This is a genomic window from Marinobacter sp. G11 (assembly GCF_021282325.1).
In the GTDB taxonomy this organism is placed as follows: domain Bacteria; phylum Pseudomonadota; class Gammaproteobacteria; order Pseudomonadales; family Oleiphilaceae; genus Marinobacter; species Marinobacter vinifirmus.
Map to the genome: position 1 here is coordinate 16,719 of NZ_JAJSPB010000005.1, position 26,767 is coordinate 43,485.

The 26,767-nt window shown below is 58.7% G+C and carries 25 protein-coding genes, 1 tRNA gene and 1 pseudogene; 15 read left to right on the plus strand and 12 right to left on the minus strand.

Annotation, left to right across the window (positions count from 1 at the left end; genetic code table 11):
* The first annotated feature begins 4 nt into the window (after positions 1-4).
* The 6 genes from thiP (at position 5) to LWH94_RS04705 (ending at position 5,846) form a co-directional block, all read left to right on the plus strand.
* Positions 5-1,687, plus strand: a complete 1,683-nt coding sequence (thiP, locus tag LWH94_RS04680; protein ID WP_232901414.1) for a thiamine/thiamine pyrophosphate ABC transporter permease — start codon at positions 5-7, stop codon at positions 1,685-1,687.
* Positions 1,680-2,294: a thiamine ABC transporter ATP-binding protein gene (locus tag LWH94_RS04685; protein ID WP_232901415.1), complete on the plus strand. Its 615-nt coding sequence runs from the start codon at positions 1,680-1,682 to the stop codon at positions 2,292-2,294. Before thiP ends, LWH94_RS04685 begins: the two co-directional genes overlap by 8 nt.
* Positions 2,295-2,390: 96 nt before the next feature.
* Positions 2,391-3,479, plus strand: a complete 1,089-nt coding sequence (locus LWH94_RS04690) for an MlaE family ABC transporter permease (protein WP_232901493.1) — start codon at positions 2,391-2,393, stop codon at positions 3,477-3,479.
* Between the two features lie 9 nt (positions 3,480-3,488).
* Positions 3,489-4,304 carry an ABC transporter ATP-binding protein gene (locus LWH94_RS04695; protein ID WP_232901416.1) on the plus strand — a complete coding sequence of 272 codons (816 nt, stop codon included), beginning with the start codon at positions 3,489-3,491 and terminating at the stop codon, positions 4,302-4,304.
* On the plus strand, positions 4,304-5,245 hold the full coding sequence (locus LWH94_RS04700) for an MlaD family protein (protein ID WP_232901417.1): 942 nt from the start codon (positions 4,304-4,306) through the stop codon (positions 5,243-5,245). Before LWH94_RS04695 ends, LWH94_RS04700 begins: the two co-directional genes overlap by 1 nt.
* Positions 5,238-5,846 carry an ABC-type transport auxiliary lipoprotein family protein gene (locus LWH94_RS04705; protein ID WP_232901418.1) on the plus strand — a complete coding sequence of 203 codons (609 nt, stop codon included), beginning with the start codon at positions 5,238-5,240 and terminating at the stop codon, positions 5,844-5,846. The genes LWH94_RS04700 and LWH94_RS04705 overlap by 8 nt, the downstream gene beginning before the upstream one ends.
* A gap of 5 nt (positions 5,847-5,851) precedes the next feature.
* On the opposite strand, the gene pgsA is transcribed toward LWH94_RS04705, so the two are convergent.
* The 4 genes from pgsA to LWH94_RS04725 form a co-directional block, all read right to left on the minus strand.
* Positions 5,852-6,400 carry a CDP-diacylglycerol--glycerol-3-phosphate 3-phosphatidyltransferase gene (pgsA, locus tag LWH94_RS04710; protein ID WP_022988958.1) on the minus strand — a complete coding sequence of 183 codons (549 nt, stop codon included), beginning with the start codon at positions 6,398-6,400 and terminating at the stop codon, positions 5,852-5,854.
* Between the two features lie 7 nt (positions 6,401-6,407).
* Positions 6,408-8,267 carry an excinuclease ABC subunit UvrC gene (gene uvrC, locus LWH94_RS04715; RefSeq protein ID WP_232901419.1) on the minus strand — a complete coding sequence of 620 codons (1,860 nt, stop codon included), beginning with the start codon at positions 8,265-8,267 and terminating at the stop codon, positions 6,408-6,410.
* Positions 8,251-8,910, minus strand: coding sequence for a UvrY/SirA/GacA family response regulator transcription factor (gene uvrY / locus LWH94_RS04720; protein ID WP_094625088.1), 660 nt, complete (start codon positions 8,908-8,910; stop codon positions 8,251-8,253). The genes uvrC and uvrY overlap by 17 nt, the downstream gene beginning before the upstream one ends.
* 92 nt (positions 8,911-9,002) lie before the next feature.
* On the minus strand, positions 9,003-9,254 hold the full coding sequence (locus tag LWH94_RS04725) for a hypothetical protein (protein WP_232901420.1): 252 nt from the start codon (positions 9,252-9,254) through the stop codon (positions 9,003-9,005).
* 106 nt (positions 9,255-9,360) lie between these two features.
* On the opposite strand from LWH94_RS04725, the gene LWH94_RS04730 reads away from it, so the two are divergent.
* Positions 9,361-10,065, plus strand: a complete 705-nt coding sequence (locus LWH94_RS04730; RefSeq protein ID WP_232901421.1) for an AzlC family ABC transporter permease — start codon at positions 9,361-9,363, stop codon at positions 10,063-10,065.
* The gene (locus tag LWH94_RS04735; protein WP_232901422.1) at positions 10,058-10,393 is read left to right on the plus strand and encodes a branched-chain amino acid transporter permease; all 336 of its coding nucleotides are present in this window, start codon (positions 10,058-10,060) and stop codon (positions 10,391-10,393) included. Before LWH94_RS04730 ends, LWH94_RS04735 begins: the two co-directional genes overlap by 8 nt.
* Here LWH94_RS04735 and LWH94_RS04740 read toward each other — a convergent pair whose 3' ends face one another.
* Complete coding sequence (locus LWH94_RS04740; protein ID WP_199457357.1) at positions 10,394-10,798, minus strand: DUF1330 domain-containing protein; 405 nt, start codon at positions 10,796-10,798, stop codon at positions 10,394-10,396.
* Between the two features lie 222 nt (positions 10,799-11,020).
* Between LWH94_RS04740 and LWH94_RS04745 the strand changes: the two genes are divergently transcribed.
* The 3 genes and pseudogenes from LWH94_RS04745 (at position 11,021) to LWH94_RS04755 (ending at position 13,727) form a co-directional block, all read left to right on the plus strand.
* On the plus strand, positions 11,021-11,668 hold the full coding sequence (locus LWH94_RS04745) for a c-type cytochrome (protein WP_232901423.1): 648 nt from the start codon (positions 11,021-11,023) through the stop codon (positions 11,666-11,668).
* Positions 11,669-11,681: 13 nt separating this feature from the next.
* Positions 11,682-12,695: a c-type cytochrome gene (locus LWH94_RS04750; RefSeq protein ID WP_232901424.1), complete on the plus strand. Its 1,014-nt coding sequence runs from the start codon at positions 11,682-11,684 to the stop codon at positions 12,693-12,695.
* 89 nt (positions 12,696-12,784) lie between these two features.
* Positions 12,785-13,727, plus strand: a pseudogene (locus LWH94_RS04755) (AEC family transporter).
* Between the two features lie 32 nt (positions 13,728-13,759).
* Here the strand turns inward: LWH94_RS04755 and LWH94_RS04760 are convergent.
* Together LWH94_RS04760 and LWH94_RS04765 are read right to left on the minus strand one after the other, a co-directional pair.
* Complete coding sequence (locus LWH94_RS04760; protein ID WP_232901425.1) at positions 13,760-14,896, minus strand: porin; 1,137 nt, start codon at positions 14,894-14,896, stop codon at positions 13,760-13,762.
* Positions 14,897-15,089: 193 nt separating this feature from the next.
* Positions 15,090-15,180: transfer RNA gene (locus LWH94_RS04765), tRNA-Ser, on the minus strand.
* Positions 15,181-15,369: 189 nt separating this feature from the next.
* On the opposite strand from LWH94_RS04765, the gene LWH94_RS04770 reads away from it, so the two are divergent.
* Together LWH94_RS04770 and LWH94_RS04775 are read left to right on the plus strand one after the other, a co-directional pair.
* Positions 15,370-15,900 carry an isochorismatase family protein gene (locus tag LWH94_RS04770; protein WP_022989254.1) on the plus strand — a complete coding sequence of 177 codons (531 nt, stop codon included), beginning with the start codon at positions 15,370-15,372 and terminating at the stop codon, positions 15,898-15,900.
* 19 nt (positions 15,901-15,919) lie between these two features.
* Positions 15,920-16,582, plus strand: a complete 663-nt coding sequence (locus tag LWH94_RS04775) for a cupin domain-containing protein (RefSeq protein ID WP_232901426.1) — start codon at positions 15,920-15,922, stop codon at positions 16,580-16,582.
* Here the strand turns inward: LWH94_RS04775 and LWH94_RS04780 are convergent.
* The 3 genes from LWH94_RS04780 to LWH94_RS04790 all read right to left on the minus strand — a co-directional run bounded on the left by LWH94_RS04780 (position 16,536) and on the right by LWH94_RS04790 (position 19,181).
* A complete protein-coding gene (locus LWH94_RS04780; protein WP_232901427.1) occupies positions 16,536-17,735 on the minus strand; it encodes an MFS transporter in 1,200 nt (399 codons plus the stop codon). The genes LWH94_RS04775 and LWH94_RS04780 overlap by 47 nt on opposite strands.
* Before the next feature lie 84 nt (positions 17,736-17,819).
* Positions 17,820-18,524: a pilus assembly protein PilB gene (locus LWH94_RS04785; RefSeq protein WP_232901428.1), complete on the minus strand. Its 705-nt coding sequence runs from the start codon at positions 18,522-18,524 to the stop codon at positions 17,820-17,822.
* A 75-nt stretch (positions 18,525-18,599) separates the two neighbouring features.
* Positions 18,600-19,181: a hypothetical protein gene (locus LWH94_RS04790; RefSeq protein WP_152521771.1), complete on the minus strand. Its 582-nt coding sequence runs from the start codon at positions 19,179-19,181 to the stop codon at positions 18,600-18,602.
* Between the two features lie 213 nt (positions 19,182-19,394).
* Here LWH94_RS04790 and LWH94_RS04795 point away from each other — a divergent pair, with 213 nt between their 5' ends.
* A complete protein-coding gene (locus LWH94_RS04795; RefSeq protein ID WP_232901429.1) occupies positions 19,395-20,003 on the plus strand; it encodes a peptidylprolyl isomerase in 609 nt (202 codons plus the stop codon).
* Positions 20,004-20,007: 4 nt separating this feature from the next.
* Positions 20,008-21,885 carry a bifunctional tRNA (5-methylaminomethyl-2-thiouridine)(34)-methyltransferase MnmD/FAD-dependent 5-carboxymethylaminomethyl-2-thiouridine(34) oxidoreductase MnmC gene (mnmC, locus tag LWH94_RS04800; protein ID WP_232901430.1) on the plus strand — a complete coding sequence of 626 codons (1,878 nt, stop codon included), beginning with the start codon at positions 20,008-20,010 and terminating at the stop codon, positions 21,883-21,885.
* A gap of 44 nt (positions 21,886-21,929) precedes the next feature.
* Here mnmC and LWH94_RS04805 read toward each other — a convergent pair whose 3' ends face one another.
* Positions 21,930-24,566, minus strand: a complete 2,637-nt coding sequence (locus LWH94_RS04805; protein ID WP_232901431.1) for a hypothetical protein — start codon at positions 24,564-24,566, stop codon at positions 21,930-21,932.
* A gap of 150 nt (positions 24,567-24,716) precedes the next feature.
* A complete protein-coding gene (gene ligA, locus LWH94_RS04810) occupies positions 24,717-26,753 on the minus strand; it encodes an NAD-dependent DNA ligase LigA (RefSeq protein WP_232901432.1) in 2,037 nt (678 codons plus the stop codon).
* Positions 26,754-26,767 lie beyond the last annotated feature (14 nt).

The window sequence follows — 26,767 nt, forward strand, 5'->3', positions numbered from 1 at the left end:
TCCAATGGCCGCCAACCAACCACAACCCCTGCGCCCTGCTCCATTCAGCGCCCCTGCGTGGCAACTGGCTCCGGGCCTGATCATTGCGCTGGCCTTGATCGGGCTGGTGCTGTTGGGGCTGGGGGCACTGCTTCACACCGCTGGCACGCTGGAATTCGAAGAGCTGTGGCAAAGCCGCTATTTGAGAGGCGTTGTCTGGTTTACGGTTTGGCAGGCGGTGTTATCGGTCTTTCTAAGCCTGCTCATTGCGCTGCCGGTGGCCATGACACTGGCCCGGCTCAGCCATTTTCCCGGCCGTAGCTTACTGCTTCGGTTGATGGAGCTGAGCCTGGTGCTTCCCACCATAGTGGCGGTGTCAGGCATCATCGGGGTGTACGGTCGTCAGGGCTGGCTGACCAGTCTTCTGAACGAGTGGCTGCCTGATCACAGCTGGAGCCTTTACGGCCTGAATGGAATCTTACTGGCTCATGTGTTTTTTAATGCACCGCTGGCCGCACGAATTCTTCTGCAAGCACTGGAATCAGTTCCGGCACCGAGGTTGCGGGTTGCTTCCCAGCTCGGGTTGAGTAGCTGGTGGCTCTGGCGTACGGTTCGATGGCCCGCATTGCGGCCAGTAGTGCCCGGGGTGTCAGCATTGGTCTTTACCCTGTGTTTTACCAGCTTCGCCATCATCATGACCCTGGGTGGCGGGCCTCGCGCCACAACCCTTGAAGTGGCCATTTACCAGGCGTTGCGGTTCGAATTCGATTTCGGCCAGGCCGCCATCCTGGCCACCATTCAGCTGGTTATTTGCGGCAGCCTGTGGTGGCTGGTTTTCCGGAACCGCCTGGAGTCCTCACTGCTTCCGGATCGTCGGTTTGCTGAACCTGTCTCTTTGAAAGACAGCCCCGGGCAGGGCCTGGGGCGCGTGTTGCTGCTGGGCATCTTTTCCGCTTTCCTGACGCTGCCCCTGCTGGCCATCGCGTTACGCGGTTTGCCGGCACTCTGGCCGGCCTCACCCATGCCATCTATCTACGGACAACTGCTCCCCGCCACAGGCCGCAGTTTGTTGATTGCCGTTCCTGCCGGGCTGGGTGCGGTTGTCGCCAGTCTGTTCACACTGGCGGCGGCCAACAAATCCGAAAACCGGATACTGGCGGCCATTCCGGTCACCACGGGGTATCTGCCGCTGATTGTGCCGCCCCTGGTGCTTGGTACCGGCCTGTTCCTGTTATTGCGCCCACAGCTCGGTAATAGTGCCCAAGGCTGGGTGCTGGTGTCTTTGATTAACGGTTTGATGGCCATTCCATTTGTGCTGCAGGTGCTGCGTGGGCCGCTGAATGCCATCGACAAGAACACCCTGAACCAGGCGGACCAGCTGGGTATCCTGGGCTGGTATCGCTGGCGCTGGCTGTACTGGCCAAGGCTGCGCCGGCCAATCGCCCTGGGCCTGGCCTATGGCATTGCCCTGTCGCTGGGAGATTTCGGTGTAATTGCCCTGTTCGGTGGCCCCGGGCAGCCCACTTTGCCGGTTCTGCTATACCAGCAGCTGGGCAGTTACCGAATCAGCGAAGCGGCTGGCACCGGGCTGTGGTTGCTTGTATTACTGGTGACCCTCTTCGCCCTGCTGTCCCGGGTTGCCCGGCCGGCCCCGGGCACAAACACAGAGCCTGCCCCCGCCGCCGCTCCGGAGCCTCATCATGCTTGAGCTAAGAAACCTGTGTTTCCAGTACCCGGATCAATCGGAGGAGTGGCGCTTCCACTTCTCTGTCGCCGCCGGGCATTGCCTCGCGGTACGCGGCGCCAGTGGAACCGGTAAATCCACCTTACTAAACCTGGTCGCCGGTTTTCTGGTACCCAAAAGCGGAGAAATTCTCTGGAACAACCAAGCTATCCATAACCTGCCCGCCTGGGAGCGACCGGTCACGAGCGTATTCCAGGAGCACAATCTGTTCGAACACCTGGATGTCTTCACCAATATTGGGCTTAGCCTGCACCCGGGCATGAAGCTGTCCCCCGAACAGAAATTGGCCATTGAGCAGGGTCTTGAACAAACCGGGCTCGGCGGTCTTGGTACACGGCTGCCCGGCGAACTATCCGGTGGCCAGCGGCAACGAGTTGCCCTGCTGCGCGCCATACTGCGGCGCAAACCGGTACTGCTGCTAGACGAACCCATGACCGGGCTGGACCCGGACGCCAGGGCCATCATCCGCGCCCTGTTACTGCAGGAAAAGGCCAGCGGCATTACCCTGATCCTGGCCAGCCATTTTGAAGAAGACCGAAAGATACTGGCAGACAGCAACTGGAATCTTTAAGCTTGCTAAGACTTCTGGCAGGGATTTTTTCATTCTGTGGCGATAACTTCGGGCCTTACTACAGCCAAAGCCGGCGAGCCTGCCGGCTCCCTTGAGTTGTCCGGCAATACGGTGACCTTTGCCGGAGACTGGACCCTTGCCCATTACCCGGCCCTGAACCGGCAGGTATCGCAATTCAATGCAGAGAACGCTTCACTGAAGCCGGAATTCAGCCGCCTTGGCCGGCTGGATACCGCGGGCGCGTCCCTGATGGTGAAAATGCTGGGTACGGAACCGGTGCTTACCGCCCTGGAGCAGCCGTCCCTGCCCGAAGCCCAGCAAGCACTCCTTAAAGCCGTAGCGGAATCCATGTGTGAATCCGCACCCGCGCCAGCCACGGTTAATCCACTGCTGAACATGCTGGCAATCACCGGAGAGAAGGTCACCCGGCTAACCCGCCTGTTATGGCTGCTGTCCGGTTTTATTGGCCAGACCTTGTCCACCCTGTTCTACATACTCCCACGGCCAAAGCGCTGGCGCTTTACGCCGTTCGTGGCCGCTGTGCACGACACCGGCCTGAATGCCCTTCCGATTGTTGCCCTGCTCACGTTTCTTGTGGGGGCTGTCGTCGCATTTCTGGGGGCTACGGTGCTGGAGGACTTTGGCGCGACCATTTATACCGTAGATCTGGTCGCTTTCTCATTCCTGCGGGAATTCGGCGTACTGTTAGCGGCCATTTTGCTGGCCGGCCGGACCGCCAGTGCCTTCACAGCCCAGATCGGGGCCATGAAGGTCAACGAAGAACTGGATGCCATCCGTACCCTCGGCCTCAACCCAGTGGAGCTGCTTGTAGTCCCCAGGGTACTGGCCATGATGGTGAGCCTGCCGGTGCTGACCTTTGTCGGCATGATGGCGGGCATGGTTGGTGGTGCTGTGGTGTGCGCACTGGCACTGGATATTCCGCCCAGCCAGTTTATGGCCATCGTGGAGCGGGATATTGCCCTGAAACATTTCCTGGTGGGCATCGGTAAAGCACCCGTGTTTGCCTTCCTGATTGCCGTGATCGGCTGCCTGGAAGGCTTCAAGGTGTCGGGCAGCGCACAGTCCGTGGGTGAGCACACCACCTCCAGCGTGGTGCAATCTATCTTTATGGTCATACTGCTGGATTCCGTAGCCGCGCTATTCTTTATGGAAATGGGTTGGTAAGGCATGGCCATGGGCACGCGGGATAACCACACGCACCAAACGCCGATCATTCAGGTTCGGGGCCTGAACAATCGATTTGGCAGCCATTCTGTGCATGAAGACCTGGACCTGGACCTCTACCCCGGTGAAATCCTCGGCGTGGTTGGTGGATCCGGCACAGGAAAATCCGTGCTGCTTCGCAGCATTGTCGGGTTGAACACGCCTACGGCGGGCCACATCACGGTATTCGGGCAGGATCTAACAGAGCTGTCAGCACCGGAACGTTCGCTTTATGAGCAGCGGTTTGGTGTGCTGTTTCAGGGCGGAGCTCTATTTACCTCCCTGAATCTGGAACAGAATATTGCCCTGCCCCTGATCGAGCACGCGGGGCTGAAGCGGGCCGAAGCGGAAGAACTGGCCCGCATGAAGCTGGCCCTGACCGGCTTGCAGCCCGAGGCGGCCCGCAAATACCCGGCGGAGTTATCCGGCGGCATGGTGAAACGTGCAGCGCTGGCCCGGGCGCTGGCCCTGGACCCTGAAATATTGTTTCTGGACGAGCCCACAGCGGGGCTGGACCCGATCGGCGCTGCCGCGTTTGACGAACTGATTGTCACCCTGCGCAATGCCCTGGGGTTAACGGTATTCCTGGTTACCCACGACCTGGATACCCTGTACACCACCTGCGACCGGGTGGCGGTGTTGTCCCAGCGCAAGGTGCTGGTGGCAGATACCCTGGATAACGTGTCCCGTACGGATGACAGCTGGATTCAGGACTACTTCCACGGCCCCCGCGGGCGGGCCGCGATTGATGCACACAACAGGCTGACCGAACAGGAGCCCGGTTAATGGAGCCAAAAGCCCATCACGTTATTATCGGATTATTTACGCTGCTGGCCGTTACCGCCGCCTTGCTGTTCGCCCTGTGGCTGGGCAAGTCCTCGGCAGACCAGGAGTGGAGTTATTACCAGATCGGTTTCGACCACCCGGTAGGGGGCCTGTCCAAGGGTAATGCGGTGCTTTACAGCGGTGTGCCGGTGGGTGACGTGCTGGAATTGACTCTGGCACCCGACAACCCGGCCCATGTTCGTGTGCTGGTACGGGTTCGAAGTGATATTCCCGTGCGTGAAAACACCCGTGCCGAACTGGTGCTGGCCAATATCACCGGCAGCATGAGCGTGCAGTTTACCGGCGGCAGCCCGGACAGTCCGGTGCTTGAAGGCGGCCGGGAGAATCCACCGCTGATCAGTGCCGAGCCCTCTGCGTTTTCCAACCTGCTCAATAACGGCGAAGCCATGTTGTCGAAGGCCGAACGCCTGCTGACCAGCATGAACCAGCTATTGAACGAGGAAAACCTGGGCAACGTAGCCACCATTCTGCACAACACCCGGTTAGCAACCGAGTCGCTGCTGGCAAGCCGGGATGACATGATGGCCCTGATGGAGCAGTTCGATGCGGCAGCGATACGGGCAGAAGAAGCTGCCGTCAAGGTATCCGCCACCTCTGACCATGCGCGCATGGTACTGGGCGAGCAGATTACGCCGGTACTGGAGTCTATGGATAAGGCCATCTCGACCCTGCAGCCCACCCTGGACCGGCTGAATCGTGTGACCGGTAATAACGAAGGCGCACTGGACTCCGGGCTTCAGGGCCTGGGCGAACTGACACCGGCCTTACGGGAGCTGCGCAGCACCCTCCGCAACCTGAACTCGTTTACCCGCAGGCTTGAGCAAGACCCGAGAGGCACCATCTGGGGCGGCGGCAGAATCCAGGAGTACAGCAATGACTAAGCCAAGCAGAGGCATTTTCGCGCTGGCCGGGGCCCTTGCCCTGTCTGCCTGCACCGTGTTCCCGATTCCTGAAGCACCGCGCCTGATGGAACTGGCACCCCCTGCTGAACGGGAAGTGTTCGATACGCCCCGGTCTGCTGCGCTCCGGGTGGACACTCCGCTGGCATCCGATCCGCTGGACAGTACCCGGGTTCTGGTAAAGCCCACACCCTACGAGTTCCAGGCACTGGCCGGCGCCCGCTGGCGCGACAGCATTCCCGTGGTTTTGAGGGATTACCTGATTCAGGAATTCCGCCAGAGTGGCAGCTTTACCAGCGTGATGACTGACACCAGTCCGGCTACGGCAGGGTTAACACTGGTCACCGAACTGACCGGCTTTCACGCCGAGACCCGCGCAGACGGCACCACAGTGGTCATACACCTGCACACAGAACTGATGGAAAACCGCTCCCGGAAAAGCCTGTGCGTATTGGATCAGCGCGAGGAGGCACTGGCTGCCAGCGCAACGCTGGACGACCTGATGTCTGCCTTCTCTGTCGCAGCATCCGCGCTCTCGACAGACATAACCCGATGGAGCCGGGATTGCCTGGCAGACGCCTGAGCCTGTTATTTTGAAGGGAACAAATCCGGCCAGGCCGCTTTCAGGTACAGGAACATAGACCAGAGTGTGAGCCCGGCTGCGATGTAAAGCAGGCCGATCGCAACGTACGACAGCATTTGACCGGGAGGAAACGCCAGCAAACCGACAATGGCCGCCATCTGGGCGGTGGTCTTGACCTTGCCGATGTACGACACCGCCACACTGGCGCGGCTACCCACCTCTGCCATCCATTCCCGCAAGGCGGAAATCACAATTTCCCGGCCAATAATCACCGTGGCCGGAATTGTCAGCAGCACCGCTGAGTATTCTTCAATCAGCACCGCCAGCGCCACGGCCACCATCAGTTTGTCCGCCACCGGGTCCAGAAACGCACCGAAAGGCGTACTCTGGTTCAGTTTGCGAGCCAGGTAGCCGTCCAGCCAGTCGGTCACACCGGCCAGGGCAAAGATGATGGCGCTGACCAGGTAACTCCACTGCACCGGCAGGTAGAAAATCACCACAAACACCGGGATCATCACGATGCGGGACATGGTCAGCAGGTTCGGTAAATTCATGGTGTTCCTATTCGTCGTGCAATGCTGCGTATATGGATTCTGCCAGTGACTTGCTGATGCCCTGAACCTTGGCCATCTCATCCACACTGGCTTTACGTAATTCCTGTATGCCGCCGAAGTAGCGGATCAGCTCCCGGCGGCGCTTCGGCCCTACCCCTTCGATGCCTTCCAGGGTGGATTGCCGGCGTTTCTTGTCCCGGCGCGCCCGGTGGCCGGTAATAGCAAACCGGTGGGATTCGTCCCGGATATGCTGGATCAGGTGCAGCGCCGGAGAATCGGCCGGTACCCGGAATACCGCGTCTGTCATGGCGTCGATCAACTGCTCCATGCCGGCGCGGCGGGTGACACCCTTGGCTACGCCAATCAGTGGGATATCGGAAATCCCAAGCTCTTCAAAGACTTCCCGGGCAATGTTCAACTGGCCTTTACCACCGTCGATGAAAACGAGGTCTGGCCGCTTGCCGTCGCCACTCACCAGCCGGCGGTAGCGGCGGGTCAACACCTGGCGCATGGCGGCATAGTCGTCACCGGCCTTTACGCCTTCAATGTTATATAGCCGGTAATCGCTTTTCAGTGGCCCATTCTCGTCGAAAACCACACAGGATGCGACGGTATTTTCCCCATGGCTGTGGCTGATGTCGAAACATTCCATTCGGGACGGGGTTTCAGCCAGCTCCAGCAGGTCCCGCAGCGCCAGCAAACGGCGATACACGGTTTCCTTGCTGGCCAGGTGGGTAAGCAATGTTTGCCGGGCGTTGGTCATGGCCAGTTCCAGCCAGCGCTTGCGTTCGCCCCGCACATTGCCCCGAATTCGGGTTTCCCGGTTGGCGGCCTCACTGAGGGCCTCTGCCAGCAGTTCCTGCCCTTCCACGGCCACCGGCACGAGGATGTCCCGGGGAATTTCCCGGCGGGTATCACCGCCAAAGTAGTACTGGCCCAAAAACGCCGAAAGCAGTTCCCCTTCAGACTGCTCGAGTGAAAACCTCGGGAAGTAGTCCTTGGTACCCAGCACCCGGCCACCACGAACGATGATCACCACAATGCACACCACGCCGGCATCCTGGGTAATGGCGATCACATCTGCATCGCCGCCCTCGCCTTCAATGGATTGCTGCTCCTGAACATGGCGAAGATGGTTGACCTGGTCCCGGTAGGTGGCCGCTTTCTCAAACTCCAGGTTCCTGGCCGCCTGCTCCATCGCATTCATCAGATCGTGGATGATGGCCGGGTTCTTGCCTTCCAGGAACATGGTGGCATGGCGGATATCCTGCTGGTACTCCTCCGGTGTTACGTAACCCACACAAGGGGCCGTGCACCGGTTAATCTGATACTGCAGGCAAGGCCGGTTACGGTTCCTGAAATAGCTTTCACTACAAGACCTTATACGGAAAACCTTCTGCAGGATATTAAGGCTTTCCTTGACCGCACCGGAGCTTGGAAACGGCCCGAACCAGGTACCGCCGCCCTTTTTGGTGCGGCCACGGCGGAAGGTCAGCGAGGGATAGTCGCTGTGAGACGACAGGTAGATATAGGGGTAGGATTTGTCATCCCGCAGCAGGATATTGTACGGCGGCCGCAGCGACTTGATCAGGTTTTGTTCCAGCAGCAAGGCTTCGGTTTCGCTGCCGGTAATCGTCACCTCGATGGACTCGATCTTGCCCACCAGTGCTTCGGTTTTCGGGGCCAGGCCGGTCTTGCGGAAATAACTGCTCACCCGCTTTTTCAGGTTGCGGGCTTTTCCCACGTACAGAATATTCCCGGCGCCATCGTACATACGATACACGCCGGGGCGTTCAGTAAGCTGTTTCAGGAAGTCTTTACTGTCGAACTCCCCGGATCCTTGCTGGGGGTCAGACCTTGTCGGCATCCAGCAATCCAAGCCGTACGGCCATCAGCGCCAGCTCTACATCACTGGAAATCTCCAGCTTCTCGAAAATCCGGTAGCGGTAGCTGTTCACGGTTTTGGGGCTGAGGCAGAGTTTATCGGAGATATCCTGAACCTTCTGGCAATCCACCACCATCATGGCAATCTGCATTTCCCGTTCAGACAAACGATCGAACTTTGCCAGTTCGCCATCGTCGTCCTTTTCACCCGCCAGCTGCTTCAGCGCCATCTTCTGGGCAATTTCAGGGCTGATGTAACGCTGTCCGGAATGGGCCTTGCGAATGGCACGCACCATTTCCTGGATGTCCGCGCCCTTGGTGATGTACGCCTGGGCGCCACTTTGCATCACTCGGGAGGGGTAAGGATCATCCGCACAGGCGGTTACCACAATCACTCGAATAGAGTCGTCCAGGCGCAGGATACGACGGGTGGCTTCCAGGCCACCGATTCCTGGCATGCGAATGTCCATCAGAACGATATCCGGTCGGTTCTCTCGCACAAACTCGATGGCGTCCTCTCCGGATGAAGCCTGGCCAATCACGTCGAGATCGGGATTGTCGGCTAACATGCGGGTTATACCGGAGCGCACCAGCTCGTGGTCATCTACAACCAGTACCCTGATCAAAGCTCACCTCGCAGTCAGGTAGACGAAAAATCACGGTGATTGTACCGTTTACACCGCCCATCGGGTAGGTAGGGGCCTGAAAACGATGGAAATCAGGCGGGAACGCCCAGGCCCGCGGTGTTTTCCACCGGGTCAAACCACACGACCAGCTCTCCCCGTTTTACGGCAGCAAGTACCCGGCTTCGTTCCGCCAGCGGGTTCTCGGTATCGTTCAGGCCGTGGTAACGGGTGCAATATTCTTCCGCCAGCCCTTCCAGCTGGTCCTGGGTAAGCAGGTCTGCGTCTACTACGAACTTTTCCTGACGCGGATCTTCATCGGGCACATAAGCGGTATCGTCGGTCATAAATCCTCCAGTCTGTGGCGTATGGTACGGGGTTTTCGGTTTTTGCGCTCTTCAAAACCCTGTGCGCTTTGACTATCATCGCCGCTTTCGTAACGTTTGGATGCTAATGAACCAGAACGTCTTTCGCCTGACACTGCCGATTCTGTTCGGCTACATTCCACTGGGTATGGCCTTCGGGGTGCTGTTCACCACCCAGCTGGACTATGCCTGGTGGGTCGCGCCGCTCATGGGCCTGGTGATCTATGCCGGTTCCGGGCAGATCCTTGCTGTCAGCCTGCTGGCCGCCAACGCAGGGCTGCTTGAGGTGGCAGTTGCCATGTTTGTGCTGAACGCCCGGCACCTGTTTTACGGGTTGTCCCTGCTGGGTCGGTTCCGGGGTGCTGGCTGGCGTAAAGGCTATCTGATTTTCGGCCTGACAGACGAGACGTATTCCCTGCTTACCAGTCGTCCGCTGTCCTCAGACAAACACCACGAGCAGGAAGTGGACTTCCGCATTACCGCGTTCAACCAGGCTTACTGGATTGCCGGTTGCGGAATTGGCGCACTGCTGGGAGAGATGGTGGCGTTCGACAGCACCGGTATTGAATTCGCGCTGGTCGCGCTGTTTATTGTATTGACGATTGAACAGATCAAAGCACTGGGCGACAGCTTCCCGCTCTGGGCCGGTGCCTTTGCCGCCGGGATCTCAATGGTGCTGGTCGGGCCGTCTCATCAGCTGATCCTGGCGATCGCAATTGTCACCGGCATTCTCCTGATCCAGTATCGCCAGCTCAGGAACCGTCTGCCGGCAGCGGAGGCCAGCCATGACTGACACTTATTACCTGGCAGCGTTCATTGCCATTTCAGCGGCGGCAACCTTTGCCACCCGGGTGGTGCCCTTCCTGTTTTTTGAACGCCACACAGAACACCCGTTGCTGCAGCATATTGGCCGGTTTCTGCCGGCTGCGGTTATGGCCCTGCTGGCCATCGTATTCCTGCAGCGTTCCGCGAACTGGAGCGCAAGCCTGCCGGGGCTGGACGCCATCCTGCCGGGATTGCTGGTGGTAGCTGTACACCTGTGGCGGCGTAATGCCCTGCTCTCTATTGCGGTGGGTACGGTTGCCTATATGGCGATCCAGCAATCCGGCTGGCTGGTCTGATCAGGGCGAGCCTTCAACATTGGCTACCAGCCTGGAGTCTTCCAGCGCGGCGGTACGGTGCTTTACCACACCTTTGTACTCAGGGCTTTCGATCATCGCCAGGAAGGCGTTGATGGAGGGATAACGTACCAGCAATACCTGGTCCCAGGATTCGTCGGGCGGCGCAATCAGCGAACCCACGCTGCGGCCGGACCAGATTACCTCTGCGCCAACCGAGCGCACACATTCTGCCGCTTCGTCCATATACCGCTTGTAGGCATCCCGCCCCGAGCAGTTTTCTGTGTCGTCTTTGTAGGCCGCCTGGTCACGAAACCGAAGCAGATTCAGCATTACTACCGGCTGATCTTTTGGCGTCTCTTGCAAAACTTTCCTAAGCTCTTCCTGAGAAGGGTTGACGGTCGCCATAGGTGTCCCTGCTTTTCGTTATAAAGATGTTTGCTGACTTCCGGTTTGCATCTCAGACAGTAAACGAAATTCCCGACGCATGCATCCTCGTATTAGCCTTTCGGATAAGTCCGCTTGCATTGTTGACCTTCGTCAAGCGAGAATTGCGCGCCTTGTGCAAGCTATATCGAAATAACTTTTAGTACTAAGTGCACATATATAAGAATAGAGAGGCTACCGACCGTGAGAAAAATTCCGATTACGCTGGCTGCATTCGGGCTCGCTGCCTATGCGGGCTTTGCGCTGGCTGCAACCGAAGGTGATGCTGAACGTGGCAAAGAAGTTGCCAACCTGTGTATTGCCTGCCACCAGGCAGACGGCAGCGGCATGCACATTGAAGGTGGAGAATCCTGGCCAAGGCTGGCCGGTCTGAATGCCACTTACTTCGCCAAGCAGATTCACGACATCAAGAAAGGCGCTCGGGTAAACGCGACCATGACCCCGTTCGTGAACATGCTGGACGACCAGAAAATTGCCGATGTTGCTGCCTATTACAGCCAACTGGAACCCACGGCTGGCCAGGGTGGCGCAAACGCCGATGAGGCCACGCTGAAGCGCGGTCAGCAGCTGGCCGAACGCGGCGACTGGTCCCAGTACATTGTTTCCTGCAAAAGCTGCCACGGCCCTGGCAACCGCGGTGCCGGCGATGTATTCCCGGGTATTGCCGGCCAGCATGCCGGTTATATCGAAGCCCAGCTGAAAGCCTGGAAAGAAGGCACCCGCAAGAACGATCCGCAGGATCTGATGGGCTCCATCGCCCGACGCATGAGCGATGAAGACATTCACGCGGTAGCCGTATGGCTTGCCAACCAGAGCGCCGGCAGCAAATAAGGGGACACCTATCATGATGCGCAAACTGCTTACTGTCGCCCTGTCTGGAACCTTTGCGTTCTCGGCAAACCTGGCGGCCAATGAAGACACTACCCAGGCTTACATCGATCAGTTGACCTCTATGGGCTTTCCGGCCCCGAAAGAAAACCAGCTGGTTCACATTCCGCCTACCATGGCAGACCTGGAAGAAGCGGACATCCATCCGGAACTGAAAAAGGTCATCCGCAAGGGCTACGACCTGTTCACCAACACCCAGCAACTGCGTGGCGAGAACGTGTTCAACAACATGAACTGCTCCAGCTGCCACCTGGGTGAAGGCCGTATGCCGTTCAGCGCGCCGATCTGGCCAGCAGCCGTTACCCTGCCCGGTTACCGGGGCAAGAATGGCCATGTAAACAACCTGGAAGAACGTATTGCCGGTTGTTTTACTTACTCCATGAATGGCAAGCCGCTGGAATACGGCAGTGACAACATGCTGGCACTGTCTGCCTACCATCAATGGCTGGCCACCGGCGTGGAAATGTACCCGAAGCAGCCCATTTACGGCCGCGGCTTCCCGGCACCAGAGCGCCCGGCGGAACTCAGCTACGCTAACGGTGAAAAGCTGTACCAGGAAAACTGTGCCGTTTGCCACCAGGAAGATGGCTCTGGCCTGCGCGTAGATGGCCACACCGTATTCCCGGCACCCTGGGGCGATATGTCCAACAACTGGGGTGCAGGCATTGTGCGCCTGTTCACCGCAGCCGGCTTTATCAAGAACAACATGCCTCTGGGCCAGCCCAACTCCCTGAGTGACCAGGAAGCCTGGGACATCGCCTTCTACATGGACAGCCAGGAGCGCCCGCAAGACCCGCGCTACACCGGCGACGTGAAAGAAACCCTGGAGCAATTCGGGCCTACCTTCCACAAGCACTCCATGTACGGCCAGGTTCGCGAGCACGACGGCAAGGTGCTGGCTGACCACGACAATACCGGCGAAAAGCCTTTCCTGAAGCCTGATACCATCCGCTCAAGGAACTTCGACTGAAAGACCGGTTATAATGCCGACACAAGGCCTCCCCAGCGGAGGCCTTTTTTGTTGTTTGTTCCAGAGGAGTACGTTGTCCCTTGAGCGGCCTGTTAGCAACCTTCGCCCACACCCTTGAAACCACCCTGCCGGTTTTTGCCATGGTCTTTATCGGCATCGGCCTGCGCCGGATTGGCTGGATAGACCAAGAACTTTGTCAGCACCTCTTCCGCCTTGGTGTTCAAGGCCACGCTGCCAACCCTGGTGTTCCTCAGCATCATCCGGGCAGATCTGACGACGGCATTCAACGTCAAACTGCTGCTGTTCTACCTGGCGGCAACACTGGCCAGCTTCGGCGCTGTCTGGTTCTGGGCAATCCGGCGAGTGAGCAAAGATGACAGGGGCGTCTATGTGCAAGGTGCGTTCCGGGGTAATTGCGGGATTGTCGGCCTGGCCTTGGCGGCCAACCTTTATGGCGATTACGGCTTGTCTGCCGGCGGCATATTGCTGGGGCTGGTGATTATTTCCTACAACGTGCTTTCTGTCGTGGTATTGCTGGCGTATCAGCCGGGTAAAAGCATGAGCTTCTCGAATACCGTTAAAGACGTGGCTCGCAATCCGCTGATTATTGCCGTGGTTATCGCCATTCCCTTCGCCGCCTGGGAGGTCAGCCTTCCACAATGGGTGATGACCAGCGGCAATTACTTTGCCTCTCTTACCCTGCCATTAGCCCTGCTCTGCATTGGTGCCACCGTTTCCCTGAAAGCCATCAGAACGGACAGCGGCCCGGCGCTGGGAGCCTCGGTGTGGAAAATGGTGAGTTTGCCGGCCCTGTGCACACTGGCGGCCTGGCTGGCGGGATTTGAAGGCCGGGAACTGGGCCTGATGTTCCTGTTCTTCGCCAGCCCGACGGCAGCGGCGAGTTTTGTCATGGTGAAGGCTTTGGGCGGGAACGACCGCATGGCGGCCAATATCATTGCACTGACCACCTTACTGGCCAGCGTAACGGTAACGGTGGGGGTCTTCATACTGCAGTCCACCGGGCTGGCGTAATGCCCTGCCCGGCGGACTGAGGTTTCAGGCGATCAGAACTTCAGGCGGCTGCCGATCATGGCGATGTTTACATCGTCATAGTCGCCGTTGTCAGCATCCAGCGCGAAGTTGTTGTAGGCGAAGTATACGTCCAGGCGCTTGATGGGCTGGTAGACGTAGGCGACGCCGTAGATTTCTACGTCGGAGCCGGTAACATTGTACTTAACCGTTACCTCTTCACCTGCAACAGTTTCTGTTCTCTCGAGCTTGGGATCAAAATCCTGGCCCTCAGCACGGTGTACTGTGAAGGAATGTTTGCCGGTCTTGTAGCCCACTTTGAACATATTGAAATCAGAATCGCGACCGGCATCGTTCTCGACATTGGAATATACGGCCGTCATGTTCACACCGGTGTCGTGCAACCAGGAAACTGAACCGCCAATGTTCTCAACATCCCCTGCTGCTCCCCCAACATCTTTTGTGGAGTAACCAACAGCTGCTGACAAGCGGCCCAGGCCGTCAATCGCGGTGTTATAGGTGGCAGCAACTTCAGTAATATCCTGGTCATCCTTATAGCCCTGACTTACTGCCAGTTTGACCGGGCCAAAGGCAGGTGCGTCGTAGCGTACCCGGTCATAACGGGCCTCAAAGTCCTGGTTACGCACAGACTGGAACAGAGTCGGGTTCCAGCCGCTGTCATTCTTATCGATAAACTTCTGTGCACCACCTACCAACGCCAGATCCGGGAAGGAGGCTACCTTGGTGCCAGACAGATCAGATTCAGTTGCCCCGTCGGCCGCACCTGAACCCCGCCCTACAGAGATCTTGCCGTAACGCCCTGCAGCGAACAGGTTAATGTGCCGCTCGTCCCAGTTACCCTTGATGGAACGGTCATCGGGCGTGACCAGATTTGAAGGATTGTGCTGATATTCAAATTCAACGTGCGCACCCACCTTCAGATCGATGTCTTTCAGGTCAGTGCTGATGCGAGCACCTACACGGCTGGAGGCATAGTCGTTGTCCACGATGTACTGCTCGGAGCCTTCGCCAGTATCGGCGTGCATAACCGCCATGTTGATGTGGCCGTAGAAATCCACGTCCAGATCAGAGACTTCTGCCTTCTGGGCAAAGGCCGGTGTAGAGGCCAGGCCGGCAGCAGCGATGAACAATGCAAGTTGGTGTTTTTTCATTCTGATTCTCCGGTTTTGGAAGATATTTCATTTCCGTGGCATGGAGAACAAGTTAGGAAGTTCAGGGAGGTGGCGATTTGACTGATGTCAGTTTTGTGGGGGCGTTTGGTGTGGCGTAGCGGTTAATGCTTACGGCTGCAGAGATTATTCAGCCCAATAAAAAACCCCGGCATTTCTGCCGGGGTTCTTTTATTGGCGGAGAGGGAGGGATTCGAACCCTCGATACGCTATTAACGTATACACACTTTCCAGGCGTGCGCCTTCAGCCACTCGGCCACCTCTCCAATAAACTGTTTCAAATCAGCTACGTTGTCGCTCATTTGAGGGCGCAAACTTTAATAGTTTTGCTGGCGTTTGGCAACCGCAATGAAGCGATTCCTTTAAAAAAATCCTGAAAATTCGTGTTGTCGGATTTCCGGCGACTAAATTGGCTATCCTTGTCATCAAACACCCACAATCTTCGGAGCCTCTTTATGTTAATGAAAGCCGAACAGTCCACCCTGCTTCTTGTCGATGTACAGGCCAGACTGATGCCTGCAATCAGCCAGGGAATGGAGGTGGTTGACCGCTGCACCCTGCTGGCGACAATTGCGGGCTTGCTGGAGGTGCCGGTCATCGCCACGGAGCAGGTTCCGGACAAGCTGGGGCCGAACGTGGAAAGCGTTCGGGAGCTTTGCCACCACACCGTCAGCAAGTACCATTTCGATGCCTGCCCGGACGGGCTGATTGATGCCCTGCCGGAGGGCCGCCAGCATATTGTCATCGGAGGCTGCGAAACCCACGTATGTATGCTGCAAACGGCCCTGAGCCTTCTGGATGCCGGTTACAAGGTCTGGGTGGTGGCGGATGCAACCGGTTCCCGGAATGATTTCGACCGGGACGTAGCGCTGGACCGCCTGCACCAGAGTGGCGCCCGGATTGTTACCACAGAGATGGTAGCGTTCGAGTGGATGGTAGACTGCCGCCATCCGAGGTTCCGGGACGTTCAGGCACTGATCAAATAGCACTTATTCGAGGTTTTTCATGCTGAATATGGATTTCTCCCAGCGAGTGGTTGTTCATACCCGCGAACAGGAATGGCAACCCAGCCCGGCGGCGGGCGTGGAGCGCAAGCCGCTGGCACGGGAAGAGGCCGAACGGGGCCATGCCACCAGCATAGTTCACTACAAACCCGGTTCTTCCTTCAAGCGGCATGAGCACCCACTGGGCGAGGAAATCCTGGTATTGGAGGGCGTATTCTCCGACGAGACCGGCCATTACCCGGCCGGCACCTACCTCCGGAACCCGCCCGGCACTGGCCACGCGCCCTTCAGCGAAGAAGGTTGCACCCTGTTGGTGAAGCTGCACCAGTTTGATCCGAAGGACACCGCAACCGTTCGTGTCGATACCAATCAGGCTGAATGGTTGCCGGGCATTGGCGGGCTGCAGGTAATGCCCCTGCACGATTTCGAGCATGAGCATGTGGCCCTGGTGAAATGGCCGGCCAATGAGGCCTTCCAGCCCCACCGGCACTTCGGTGGCGAGGAAATCCTGGTGCTGTCCGGCGAGTTCTGCGATGAACACGGCCGTTACCCGGAAGGCACCTGGATGCGCAGCCCGCACCTGAGCCAGCATCACCCGTTCGTAGACCAGGAAACCGTTATCTGGGTGAAGGCCGGCCACCTGCCCCTGCCGGCTGGCGCCTGAGCAGCCAGGCTGCCATCAACAAAGCGTGCAGTACCAGCAGCGGCACGGCAACCATTAACAGCGAAGCCCAGCCCAGGGCTGTCAGCACGGCTCCGGCACTCAGCGCCGCCGTGGCCTGGGCGCTGAATACCATGATGTCATTGAGGCCCTGTACCCGGAATCGCTCTGAATCCCGGTAGCCCTGAGGCAACAGGGTGGTGCCGCCAACAAACAGGAAGTTCCAGCCCACCCCGAGCAGGATCAGGGCCCATAAATAATGGTGGAAGCTGATGCCTGCCGCGGCCAACAGAATACACCCCAGATAGGCCAGCAAGCCGACAGTCATCATCAAGGGGATGCCCACCACCCGGATCAGCCATCCGGAGATAAGAGACGGCAGGTACATGGCCATGATGTGCAGCTGGATTACCCGCTTGGCGTCGTCAAAATCGTGCCCGGCCATTTCCGTCATACTCAGGGGCGTTGCAGTCATGATAAAGCTCATTACCGCATAACCAATGGCTGCGCCACTGATGGCAGTCCAGACCAGGGGATTGCCGAGAATCTCACGCATGGGGCGACCACCACCCACGACAGTCTCGGCCACGCGCTCCCCGGAAGGCCGATAACCGACCGCCACCACAACCAGAGCCATGGCTTGCACCACCGCCAGTCCGGCCCAGCTCAGAAGAAATGGAAAACGTTCGCCGGTACCACTACCCAGTCCGGCAACTTCCGGCCCGAGCCAGGCAGCTACCAGGCCACCAAGCAATACCCTGGCGGCCGCTGTACCCGCCATGTCCGAAGCTACCGATTCCATGGCCGCAAACCGGTATTGATGCACCACAGCCAACCCGGAGCCACCGATAACGGCGGCAAGGCACATGGTGACAAAGTCCGATTGCCAGGAGGCAAACATACCCAGTCCGCCAGCGATCATGCCGGCCAGCGTGCCCAGCAACATCACCTGCTTGCGCCCTACCCGCTCCATCAGCCAGGTAGCCGGCTTGATAGCCAGAACTGTGCCCACCACCACCAGCCCTACCGGCAAGGTGGCCAGTTCCGGTGCCGGCGCCAGCAGCCGCCCCTGAATACTTCCGATAAATACGATAAAAGGAGCCGTGCACATGGCCAGCGCCTGAGCCGCTACCAGCACCCATACATTCAAAGGCATGAAACTGTCCCGTCAGAAATGCGAAAACGGCACTCTATCACTAAATGACAGGCTGGCAAGCAAGGCTCAAAGCCGCAATGACGGCTAATGCAGGTGAATCGTCATCCGGGAATCCGGATGGAAACGGATATCCTGAATGCTGATATTGCCAATAGGCGGTGTCTGACTGTTGGTGACACGAATATTGTCGAGACGAACTTCCTCGATGCGCTCCGGCAGCAGCAACTGAAGTGCACCGTCATCGCGAATACGGTATTGGGGTTCGCCTTCCCGGTAATGGACGCCGGAAATACTGAGGTCCGAATCGACGAAGCTCAACACCGGAGAGAATATGTGGGAGGCCAGTTTCAGGGTGTTAACCGGATCCCGGGCGGTTTCCGGATCAGCGACGGTCTCAATACGCTCCAGAAGCCCAATCCCGCTCCCCGCAGTTATGCTGGCCATTTCCTCTTCAGTCATAGGCGCAAAGCCGCCATACATCTCACCCGCCACCACCGGAGCCAGGGCGGCATTGGAGTTACCTGAGGCGAAGGTGACCAATGGCTGGAAAGGGACGGTGACCATGGCCACCAGTGCGGCGGCGTTGCGGTAACGGGCCTGGTGTTTGAGAACGCGGTGCAGTTCCCGCTCGGTAAGCCAACCGGCTTCTACCAGCACCTCACCCAGGCGTTGGCCGGTGTCATGCTGGATTTTCAGGCCGGCTTCCAGCTGGCCTTCCGAGATATAACCCCGGTTGATCAGCAACCGGCCAAGCCGGGACTTTTCCTCAAACCCTTTGTGTACTTTCACTGGCAAACGCTCCCGCTGGTACAGTTGCAACCGTACAACCCGGCCCGGCACGAACGAACCGCACCCGGCAGAGCATTACTCTCCCTGGATGCGGATTCTGGAATCCCGGTGAAAGCTTAGATCATAGAGGTTGATATCGCCTAGTGGCGGGCCGTCTCCGCCGCCTACGTTAAGATTTTCGATGGCGACCAGGTCCACGGTTTCCGGGAAGGCAACATGGATTGCGCCATCGCTGCCCAGCGTGACGACCTCTTCGCCCGGCCGGTATTTAATGCCGACAATCTTGAAGTCCATGTCCAGCAAATCGGGCAGCGACGCCAGCAGGTCTTCAAGGACATTGGCCACATCTGCACCGGCAGTGCCCAAGTCCGCAAGGCTGTCTCCGCTAACCTCACCGGATGGCGCATTCACACGGGTGACATAATCCGGGCTCTCAAGGTGGGCCGGCTGGGTGCCACCACCCGCTCGCAGCAACTCCTGCAAACGCACACTGCCATGAGCGGAAACCGCAGACATACCGGCTTCTGATACCGGCAGAAACGCCGGTGTGTAGCTCCAGTTTTGCTGCTCGGAAGCCAAGGCCATTGGCGCGGAACCGGTAAAGACGGCGAAGGCAGACGCCACCGCACCAGCCTGCGTTAATAAACGGAATCTCACCAGACTTCTCCTGTATTCAAAGTGATTACCGTACAACCCGAATCGGCAACATGACTTTCAAATCTACACATTTGAAGGATAACCCAGCTTATTCAACTGTCTACCATCGTGGGCATTCAATGGTTAAGTATCTGTTAGAATTGTGCACAGGTTACGATTTCAGACATTATGTCAGCCAAGCGATCCATTCCTGAAACCGCGAGTACTGTTGAAATGACAAATACCGTAAAAAGCCTGTTTAATGTGAAGCCCGTCCTGTTTGCCCTCGCACTGCCCCTGATGGCTGCCGCTCCGGTGCAGGCCGAAGAGCCTGTAAACGAGCGTCCGGAAGTGCGGTTTGAAACCTCTCACGGTGATTTTTCCCTGGAGCTGCGCCCGGATGTCGCCCCGAAAACCGTCGAAAACTTCCTGGGCTATGTCGATAAAGGCTTCTACAACGGCACGATTTTCCACCGCGTAATCGCCGACTTCATGATTCAGGGCGGCGGATTTACTGAAGACATGTCCCGCAAGTCTACCGAAGAGGCCATTGTTAACGAGGCCTCCGCCGAGCTGCCTAACGAGCGTGGCACCATCGCCATGGCCCGCACCAGCGCACCGGATTCCGCCACCTCCCAGTTCTTCATCAACCTGGTCGACAACCCCTACCTGAACAAGGGCGCCAACGGTGCCGGATATGCGGTATTTGGTAAAGTAACAGAAGGCATGGATGTGGTGGACGCCATTGCCGGTGTTAAAACGGCCCGCGTTCGTGGCATGGCCGATGTGCCCGTTCGCTCTGTGATCATCGAGCAGGTAACCCGGGCTGCTGCCGAAGACTGACTCTATGACCAACCCTGTTCTGCCGCCGGCCATGGAGCCGGCGGATCTTGTCTGGCGCGATGGTGTTCCGGAATCTGCCCGCTTTGGTGATGTCTACTTCAGTCGCGACAACGGGCTGGAAGAAACCCGCTATGTATTCATCGGCCGCAACCGGCTCCGGGAGCGCTTTGCTGAGCTGGCCGATAACCGTCATTTTGTGGTTGCGGAAACCGGCTTTGGTACCGGTCTGAACTTCCTGGCCGCCTGGGCCGAGTGGTTCAACTGCCGGCCGAAAGATGATTCTGCCATTCTGCACTTTGTGTCTGTGGAGCGGTTTCCCCTGACCCGGAGTGACCTGGAAAAAGCCCTGTCTTTCTGGCCGGAGCTTGCCCCCCAGGCTGCCGAACTCATCGCCCATTACCCACCACTGATTCAGGGTACTCACCGGCTGGTACTGGCGGGCGGGCGAATCCGGCTGACGTTGTATTTCGGTGATGTTCTGGATGCCTGGCGAGACCTCTCCTTCCAGGCGGATGCCTGGTTCCTGGACGGCTTTGCCCCGTCGCTGAATCCGGAGATGTGGCTGGAAGGCGCCATCGGCCAGATTCGCAACCACAGCAAACCCGGCACCACGCTGGCCACCTTCACCTCTGTGGGTCGGGTGCACCGGGCACTGATCGATGCCGGGTTTTCCATGCAAAAGGTACCGGGCTTCGGTCGCAAGCGGGAAATGCTGACCGGCCAGCTTGAGGCTTCCGGGGCTGACTCCGGAACAGCTTACCGATCAACAGTGGCGATCATCGGTGCCGGAATTGCCGGCACCACCCTCGCCCGCAACCTTGCGGAACGGGGTGTTCCCGTCGTGCTGATTGACCGGGCCGATCAGCCCGGCGCCGGTGCCTCCGGTAATGCTCAGGGCGCGCTCTATGTGAAACTGGGCGTGGAATACAATGCCCAGACCGAACTGGCCGCAACCGCGTTGAGTTTCAGCCAGCGCTATTACCGGCGCTGGGCCGGACAGTTCTGGCACCCCACTGGCCTGCTGCAGCTTGCTTCCAACGAGCAGGAGCAGCATCGTCAGCAGAAATTCCTTGAACGCTGCCAGTACCCGGTCGAACTGCTGGAACCGGTGGATGAAGAGCTTGGTTCGAAGCGCGCCGGCCTGAAGGTAACGGCCAGCGGCCTGTGGTTTCCCGGTTCCGGCTGGCTTGAGCCGGCAAAGGCCTGCGCTGCCCTTGCCGACCACCCGGGAATCCAACAGGTATTTGGTTTCAATGTACGCACGGTGAGGTCTGACGGCAAAGGCTGGACGATTGAAAGTCTGGAAGGCCAGCGGCTGAGCGCAGCGAGGCTGGTGATTGCAGGCGGTCACGAGTCCGCCAGCCTGAACCCGGCCAACGGTAAACTGCGGCTGAAGCCCATCCGGGGACAGGTCACCTGCTTGCCCGCAGAAAAATACAACCTGCCAGGGGCGGTCATCTGTGGAACCAAGTACCTGAACCCGGCCATGAGTGGAATCGCAGTAACCGGTGCGACCTTTGACCTGAGAGACAACAACCCGGACGTTACACTGGAAAGCCACCAGGAAAATATCGATCAACTGGCAGAGCTGCTGCCTGCCGTCATGGGCGACCATGGGCCTGATGCCAGCGAGCTTGCAGGTCGGGTTTCTTTCCGTTGCGCCAGCCATGATTATCAGCCGGTGGCTGGCGAACTCAAGGATGAAAACGGGCAGGAAGTGCCTGGCGCCTACCTGCTGACCGGATACGGCAGCAAGGGCCTGACCTGGGCACCACTGATGGCAGAGTACCTGGCGGACCGGATAACCGGCCAGCCATTGAGCTTGCCGGAGCCGCTGATCCGCCGGGTGGAAAGCTCGAGGTTATACCCCAAGCCGGACTGACTTGCGGCTCAGGGTAACCTCGACCCACTTTATGGATCTTCAGCTCATGGATTATCAGCCGGAGCTGTCAGCAACCGCCCTTCCGGGCTGAACAGAAGAATCTGGTGTCCGGCATCGGAGTTCACCAGGGCCACAATCTCATCATCCCGGTAGTTGCCGAGGCCCAGGAACTGCACACCCGGCTCCGCCAGCGCTTTTTGCCAGCTCTGATAAAGCTCCGGCTCCTTCTGGGTGGTCACCCGTGCCAACAGGCCCTGGCCACCATCCAGCGTTCCGGCAGCAATCACATCACTTGCCAGTGCGACGCCCTTGTCCAGAGAGTTCACAGCGGCGTCTGCAACGGAGGCAAGGGTGAACGCAGCCTTGGGCACGCCGATACTGGTGAAGCCCAGCACAAACCCGGCCGTTGCACCTGTTGTACGCTCCAGCTCGTTATCGCCCTCTTCCGCTTCAATCAAACTGTAGCTCCAGGGGCCGTCACCGATCAGCCATGCGGTACTGTTTGCATACAAGCCGTGGCGGAGTTGTTCCGAGGCATCACCACCAATACCGTATACCGCGCCGTCTGCCGTGCCCGAATAGAAGAACGGCCCCACAGCACCGTTGCCATCAACCACGCCGGGTGCGTAGCCAAACAGCATAGGAGTTGAGAACTCGGTGCTGGCGCCGGCTACCCTGTCATTGCCGGTTGAGCCTTCCTGGCGGACTTCCTTAAGCTTGAGTTTCTCACCGATGGTTTCAACCACTGCCAGGAAGGTGTCGATGCCACCGGAATTGCTCTGTCCACCCCAGACGCCGTCGGATTCACCGGCAACCACCAGGTTGCCATTGGTGCCCTGATAGCCCACTCGTTTGACGGCATCATTACCGGAGGAGCCAAACTCCAGCCTGTAGTTGTCGAATACCGGTCCGTAGGCACCGGTGTCCCCGTCTTTGCGGTATAACTCCACAACAGCCTGACCAGCGTCAGAATAAGCCACCACCAACTCTTCGTAGGTTGTACTGCGACCGTCAACCCGCTCGGTTCGCTTACCCAGGGCCAGGTACACCTCCGTGGCCGCTGCCTTTGCGCCGGCATTCAATTCAAGCGTGGAGCCCGACTGCGCGCCTGTCTGGTCGTAGATACGTACCTGAAGCACATCATCGAAGCCACGACCCGCCACATACAGTTCACCCTGCGAGCCAGTGGCCATGTCTGTGGGCACAAATCCGTCCGTCCAGGTCAGTGGCGTTATCTGTCGGTTAAAGCTGAGGGTCATCAGCTCGTCGCTTTCGCCCCGGGCAAAGTTCTCGAGGCCGGCCTGTCCCTTCACATCGACAACCAGGATCGCGAGGCGGTCATGCAGGCTTTCGGCGGTGTCTGCGTAGTCCTTCGCGGTAATACTGAACTGCACCTCGTTCACGCCTGCCGGGAACACCAGTTCATTAGTGCCGGGCTCAGGATCCAGCGTAAGGCCCTGAAGAGTCTCGGGGGCCTGGACAATCACAAAATCTCCGGTTCCGACGGTAGAACCCTGTTCGCTAACCGTCAGTTTTACATTTACCTGCCCTTCCCGCTCGCCAGTCAGGATGGCAGCGTAAACCTGCTCCTCGTTGTAACCCGCAGAGGTTACATCGGTCACCTCCGGATCAACATTCAGCGTGTCCCTGGTGCCGCCGTTCAGGGTTCGCAGGGCAACCATCGGTTCGTTATCGGCAATGGCCAGGTTGGTGCTGATACCGGCGTTATTATTGCCAAGAGACGCCAGGCCATCACGAACCTCCGTCAGGGCCAGTCGAGCCTGCTCGGTGGGTTCCGCCACCCTGTCATCAATCACTTCCAGCGGGATATAGCATTCACTGATACCGGGCTCCAGGGTAACGACACCCCGGTCGTAGAAGCCTTCGGGGCCTTCCTGATACGTTACGTAGGCCAGCTCATTGCCCTCTTCATCAACCGGGTGGTCCGAGCCGCTGCCAAGAGCCACAATGTCCTGCCCGACAATCGCGCGGCCCATATTGCTGTCGGCGGAATGGCATTCCCGGGAAATAGCTCCAACGGGATCTTCACAGGTGAAATCCGACTCCAGCTGGAAGGCAATGGAAACTCGGGTAACAGATGGCCGTTCAAGCCGGACTTTGGCATACACCCGGCGGGTTGGCTGGGCAGCCGTTTCGGAAGCACTGTGGGCACCTTCCGGCTCAAGGTCCGGCAATGCACAGTGTTCACCCCTCGGAGCGCTGATCTCCAGAAGTTCACCTTCGGTAAACTCCGGTGCCTCCACTGAAACCAGGTTGTGCTTCACTTCGATATCAAACGGCTGGAACCCGGCCCTGCGGCCATCAGTAGTCACGATATCGATATCTTCGGTTTTGCCGAGGTCGGCCAGGCCGCGCTCGCCGCCGGTCAGCCCCGGCACACCGCGCATGATGACGCCCTGCCGGGCCTTGTTGCTGGTATCTTCCAGGGCCAGCCAGGCCGGTGCATTGGTGAGGGAATAATCGAGGATGCCTTCGCCACCGTAGGCACCCCAGTTGTAGTAGTACTCAACGCCGATGTATGCCGTGGTAGGCGGTGCGCCCAGCAATGTAGGGTCGTCCGGATCCTTTTCGGTTTTACAGCCGGCCGCGGCCAGGGCAACCAGAGCCAGGCCCGCAAGCCGGCCCGTCGAAAAAGTGCGGGAGAACAAATCGGCGCGCATGCAAAAATCCGTTTCAAGACGTTGTTGTTATGGCGGTGTCCGGTTGCGTACAGCCAACCGGTTTACACACCGTTACAGGTCAACGCCATGGTAGCCAATTTGTTCTCCGGGGGATCTGCGCGAGTTCTCAGATTCACCGGCCAGCGGCCTTCAGGCCTCTAAGCCGTGCTCCTTGAGCAGGGCCAGCAATCCATCTTCGTCCAGCACCGGCACACCCAGTTGCTCAGCTTTTGCGAGCTTGGAGCCGGCCGCTTCTCCCGCCACCACGCAAGCGGTCTTTTTCGAGACGCTGCCAGCTACCTTGGCACCCAGGCGCTCCAGCTTTTCCTTGGCCTGGTCCCGGGTCATTTGCGACAAGGTGCCGGTGAGCACCCAGGTTTCACCCGCCAGCGGCTGTTCTTCAGCAGCCACCACTTGCTCTTCCTGCCAGGTAACCCCCGCTTCTTTAAGCGCTTGCAGGGTTTCCTGGTTGTGGGGTTGATCAAAGAAACTGCGGATATGACCAGCCACGATCGGGCCGACATCCTGAACCAGCTGCAAGGCTTCCTCATCCGCCCCGGCAACGGCCTCCAGGGTTCCGAAATGGGACGCCAGGGACTTGGCCGTGGCCTCACCCACTTCCCGAATGCCCAACGCATACAGGAAGCGCCAGAGTACCGGGTTACGGGAACGGTCGATGGCCGCCACCAGGTTGCCGGCAGACTTGTCGCCCATGCGCTCAAGGCTGGCCAGCTGGAACTTGGTCAATCGGTACAGGTCCGCTACCGTGCTCACCATGTCTTCATCCACCAGCACTTCAATGAGCCGGTCGCCAAGGCCTTCAATATCCATCGCCTTGCGGGAGGCATAATGGCGGATGGCTTCTTTGCGCTGGGCCGGGCAGTACAGGCCGCCGGAACAGCGTGCTACCGCCTCACCCTCAATCTGGACAATGTCGGAACCGCAAACCGGGCAATGGGCCGGCATTTCAACGGAAGGTGCGTTAGCCGGGCGTTTTTCCGGCACCACCTTCACCACCTGCGGGATCACATCGCCTGCCCGGCGAATGAACACGGTATCGCCGATGTGCACATCCAGACGGCGGATTTCATCCATGTTATGCAGGGTGGCGTTGGAAACCGTGACGCCGCCGACAAACACCGGTTTCAGGCGTGCAACCGGAGTAACAGCGCCGGTGCGGCCCACCTGGAATTCGACGTCTTCAATGACCGTCAGCTCTTCCTGGGCCGGGAACTTGTGGGCAATGGCCCAGCGCGGTGCCCTGGAGACAAACCCGAGCTGTTGCTGGAGATCCAGGCGGTTCACCTTGAACACGATGCCGTCGATTTCATAGGGCAGGCTGTCACGCTTTTCCATCAGCTCGTTGTAGGCCTGCAAGCAGGCTTCCGCACCCTCGGCCTTGCGCATTTCCGGGTTGATCCGGAAACCCCAGTCGCTCACCAGCTGAAGGCTGTCCCAGTGGGTGCCAGGCAGCACGCTTTCGTCCGTTACTGCCATGCTGTAGGCGCAGAACTCCAGCGGGCGCCTGGCGGTGACGGTAGATTTCTTCTGGCGCAGGCTGCCGGCGGCGGCATTACGCGGGTTAACAAAGGTCTTCTCGTCCTGCTCTGCCAGCCGCTGGTTCAGTTTCTCGAACCCGGCTTTGGGCATGTACACCTCGCCACGCACCTCTACCAGCTCCGGATAGCCGCTGCCCCGAAGCTTCAGCGGTACAGACGGAATCGTTCGGATGTTGGCGGTGATGTCTTCCCCGGTGTAGCCATCGCCCCGGGTGGCGGCGCGGGTCAGCAGTCCGTTCTCGTAATGCAGGCTCACCGCAAGGCCATCGAGCTTGGGTTCGCAGACGTACTCAATGGAGTCTTCGGTGTTCAGGCGGTCGCGGATCCGGCGGTCGAAGTCCCGCAGTTCATCTTCGCTGAAGGCGTTGTCCAGCGACAGCATCGGCAGCCGGTGGGTCACTTCGGCGAAGCTGGTGTCGCGGGTGCTGCCTACCCTGCGGGTAGGCGAGTCGTCAGAAGCCAGCTCCGGATGTTCCCGCTCCAGTTGCTGAAGCTCCCGGAACAGCCGGTCGTACTCGGCATCGGGGATTCTGGGCTCGTCCAGAACGTAGTAGTAGTAATTGTGGTCTTCAAGATTGGCGCGTAGCTCAGCTACGCGCTGCTGGATTTCTGCAGAAGCTTTGGTCATCAGGTCGGGAGTCC

Excerpts from the sequence above, each read along its gene's own strand:
- LWH94_RS04760 (WP_232901425.1), bottom strand. The coding sequence starts at position 14,896 with ATGAAAAAACACCAACTTGCATTGTTCATCGCTGCTGCCGGCCTGGCC.
- LWH94_RS04730 (WP_232901421.1), top strand. The coding sequence starts at position 9,361 with ATGAACCAGAACGTCTTTCGCCTGACACTGCCGATTCTGTTCGGCTAC.
- LWH94_RS04705 (WP_232901418.1), top strand. The coding sequence starts at position 5,238 with ATGACTAAGCCAAGCAGAGGCATTTTCGCGCTGGCCGGGGCCCTTGCC.
- uvrC (WP_232901419.1), bottom strand. The coding sequence starts at position 8,267 with ATGCCGACAAGGTCTGACCCCCAGCAAGGATCCGGGGAGTTCGACAGT.
- LWH94_RS04775 (WP_232901426.1), top strand. The coding sequence starts at position 15,920 with ATGCTGAATATGGATTTCTCCCAGCGAGTGGTTGTTCATACCCGCGAA.
- LWH94_RS04700 (WP_232901417.1), top strand. The coding sequence starts at position 4,304 with ATGGAGCCAAAAGCCCATCACGTTATTATCGGATTATTTACGCTGCTG.
- LWH94_RS04750 (WP_232901424.1), top strand. The coding sequence starts at position 11,682 with ATGATGCGCAAACTGCTTACTGTCGCCCTGTCTGGAACCTTTGCGTTC.
- LWH94_RS04770 (WP_022989254.1), top strand. The coding sequence starts at position 15,370 with ATGTTAATGAAAGCCGAACAGTCCACCCTGCTTCTTGTCGATGTACAG.
- LWH94_RS04695 (WP_232901416.1), top strand. The coding sequence starts at position 3,489 with ATGGGCACGCGGGATAACCACACGCACCAAACGCCGATCATTCAGGTT.
- pgsA (WP_022988958.1), bottom strand. The coding sequence starts at position 6,400 with ATGAATTTACCGAACCTGCTGACCATGTCCCGCATCGTGATGATCCCG.
- LWH94_RS04685 (WP_232901415.1), top strand. The coding sequence starts at position 1,680 with ATGCTTGAGCTAAGAAACCTGTGTTTCCAGTACCCGGATCAATCGGAG.
- mnmC (WP_232901430.1), top strand. The coding sequence starts at position 20,008 with ATGACCAACCCTGTTCTGCCGCCGGCCATGGAGCCGGCGGATCTTGTC.
- LWH94_RS04805 (WP_232901431.1), bottom strand. The coding sequence starts at position 24,566 with ATGCGCGCCGATTTGTTCTCCCGCACTTTTTCGACGGGCCGGCTTGCG.
- LWH94_RS04740 (WP_199457357.1), bottom strand. The coding sequence starts at position 10,798 with ATGGCGACCGTCAACCCTTCTCAGGAAGAGCTTAGGAAAGTTTTGCAA.
- ligA (WP_232901432.1), bottom strand. The coding sequence starts at position 26,753 with ATGACCAAAGCTTCTGCAGAAATCCAGCAGCGCGTAGCTGAGCTACGC.
- LWH94_RS04780 (WP_232901427.1), bottom strand. The coding sequence starts at position 17,735 with ATGCCTTTGAATGTATGGGTGCTGGTAGCGGCTCAGGCGCTGGCCATG.
- LWH94_RS04735 (WP_232901422.1), top strand. The coding sequence starts at position 10,058 with ATGACTGACACTTATTACCTGGCAGCGTTCATTGCCATTTCAGCGGCG.
- LWH94_RS04795 (WP_232901429.1), top strand. The coding sequence starts at position 19,395 with ATGACAAATACCGTAAAAAGCCTGTTTAATGTGAAGCCCGTCCTGTTT.
- LWH94_RS04725 (WP_232901420.1), bottom strand. The coding sequence starts at position 9,254 with ATGACCGACGATACCGCTTATGTGCCCGATGAAGATCCGCGTCAGGAA.
- thiP (WP_232901414.1), top strand. The coding sequence starts at position 5 with ATGGCCGCCAACCAACCACAACCCCTGCGCCCTGCTCCATTCAGCGCC.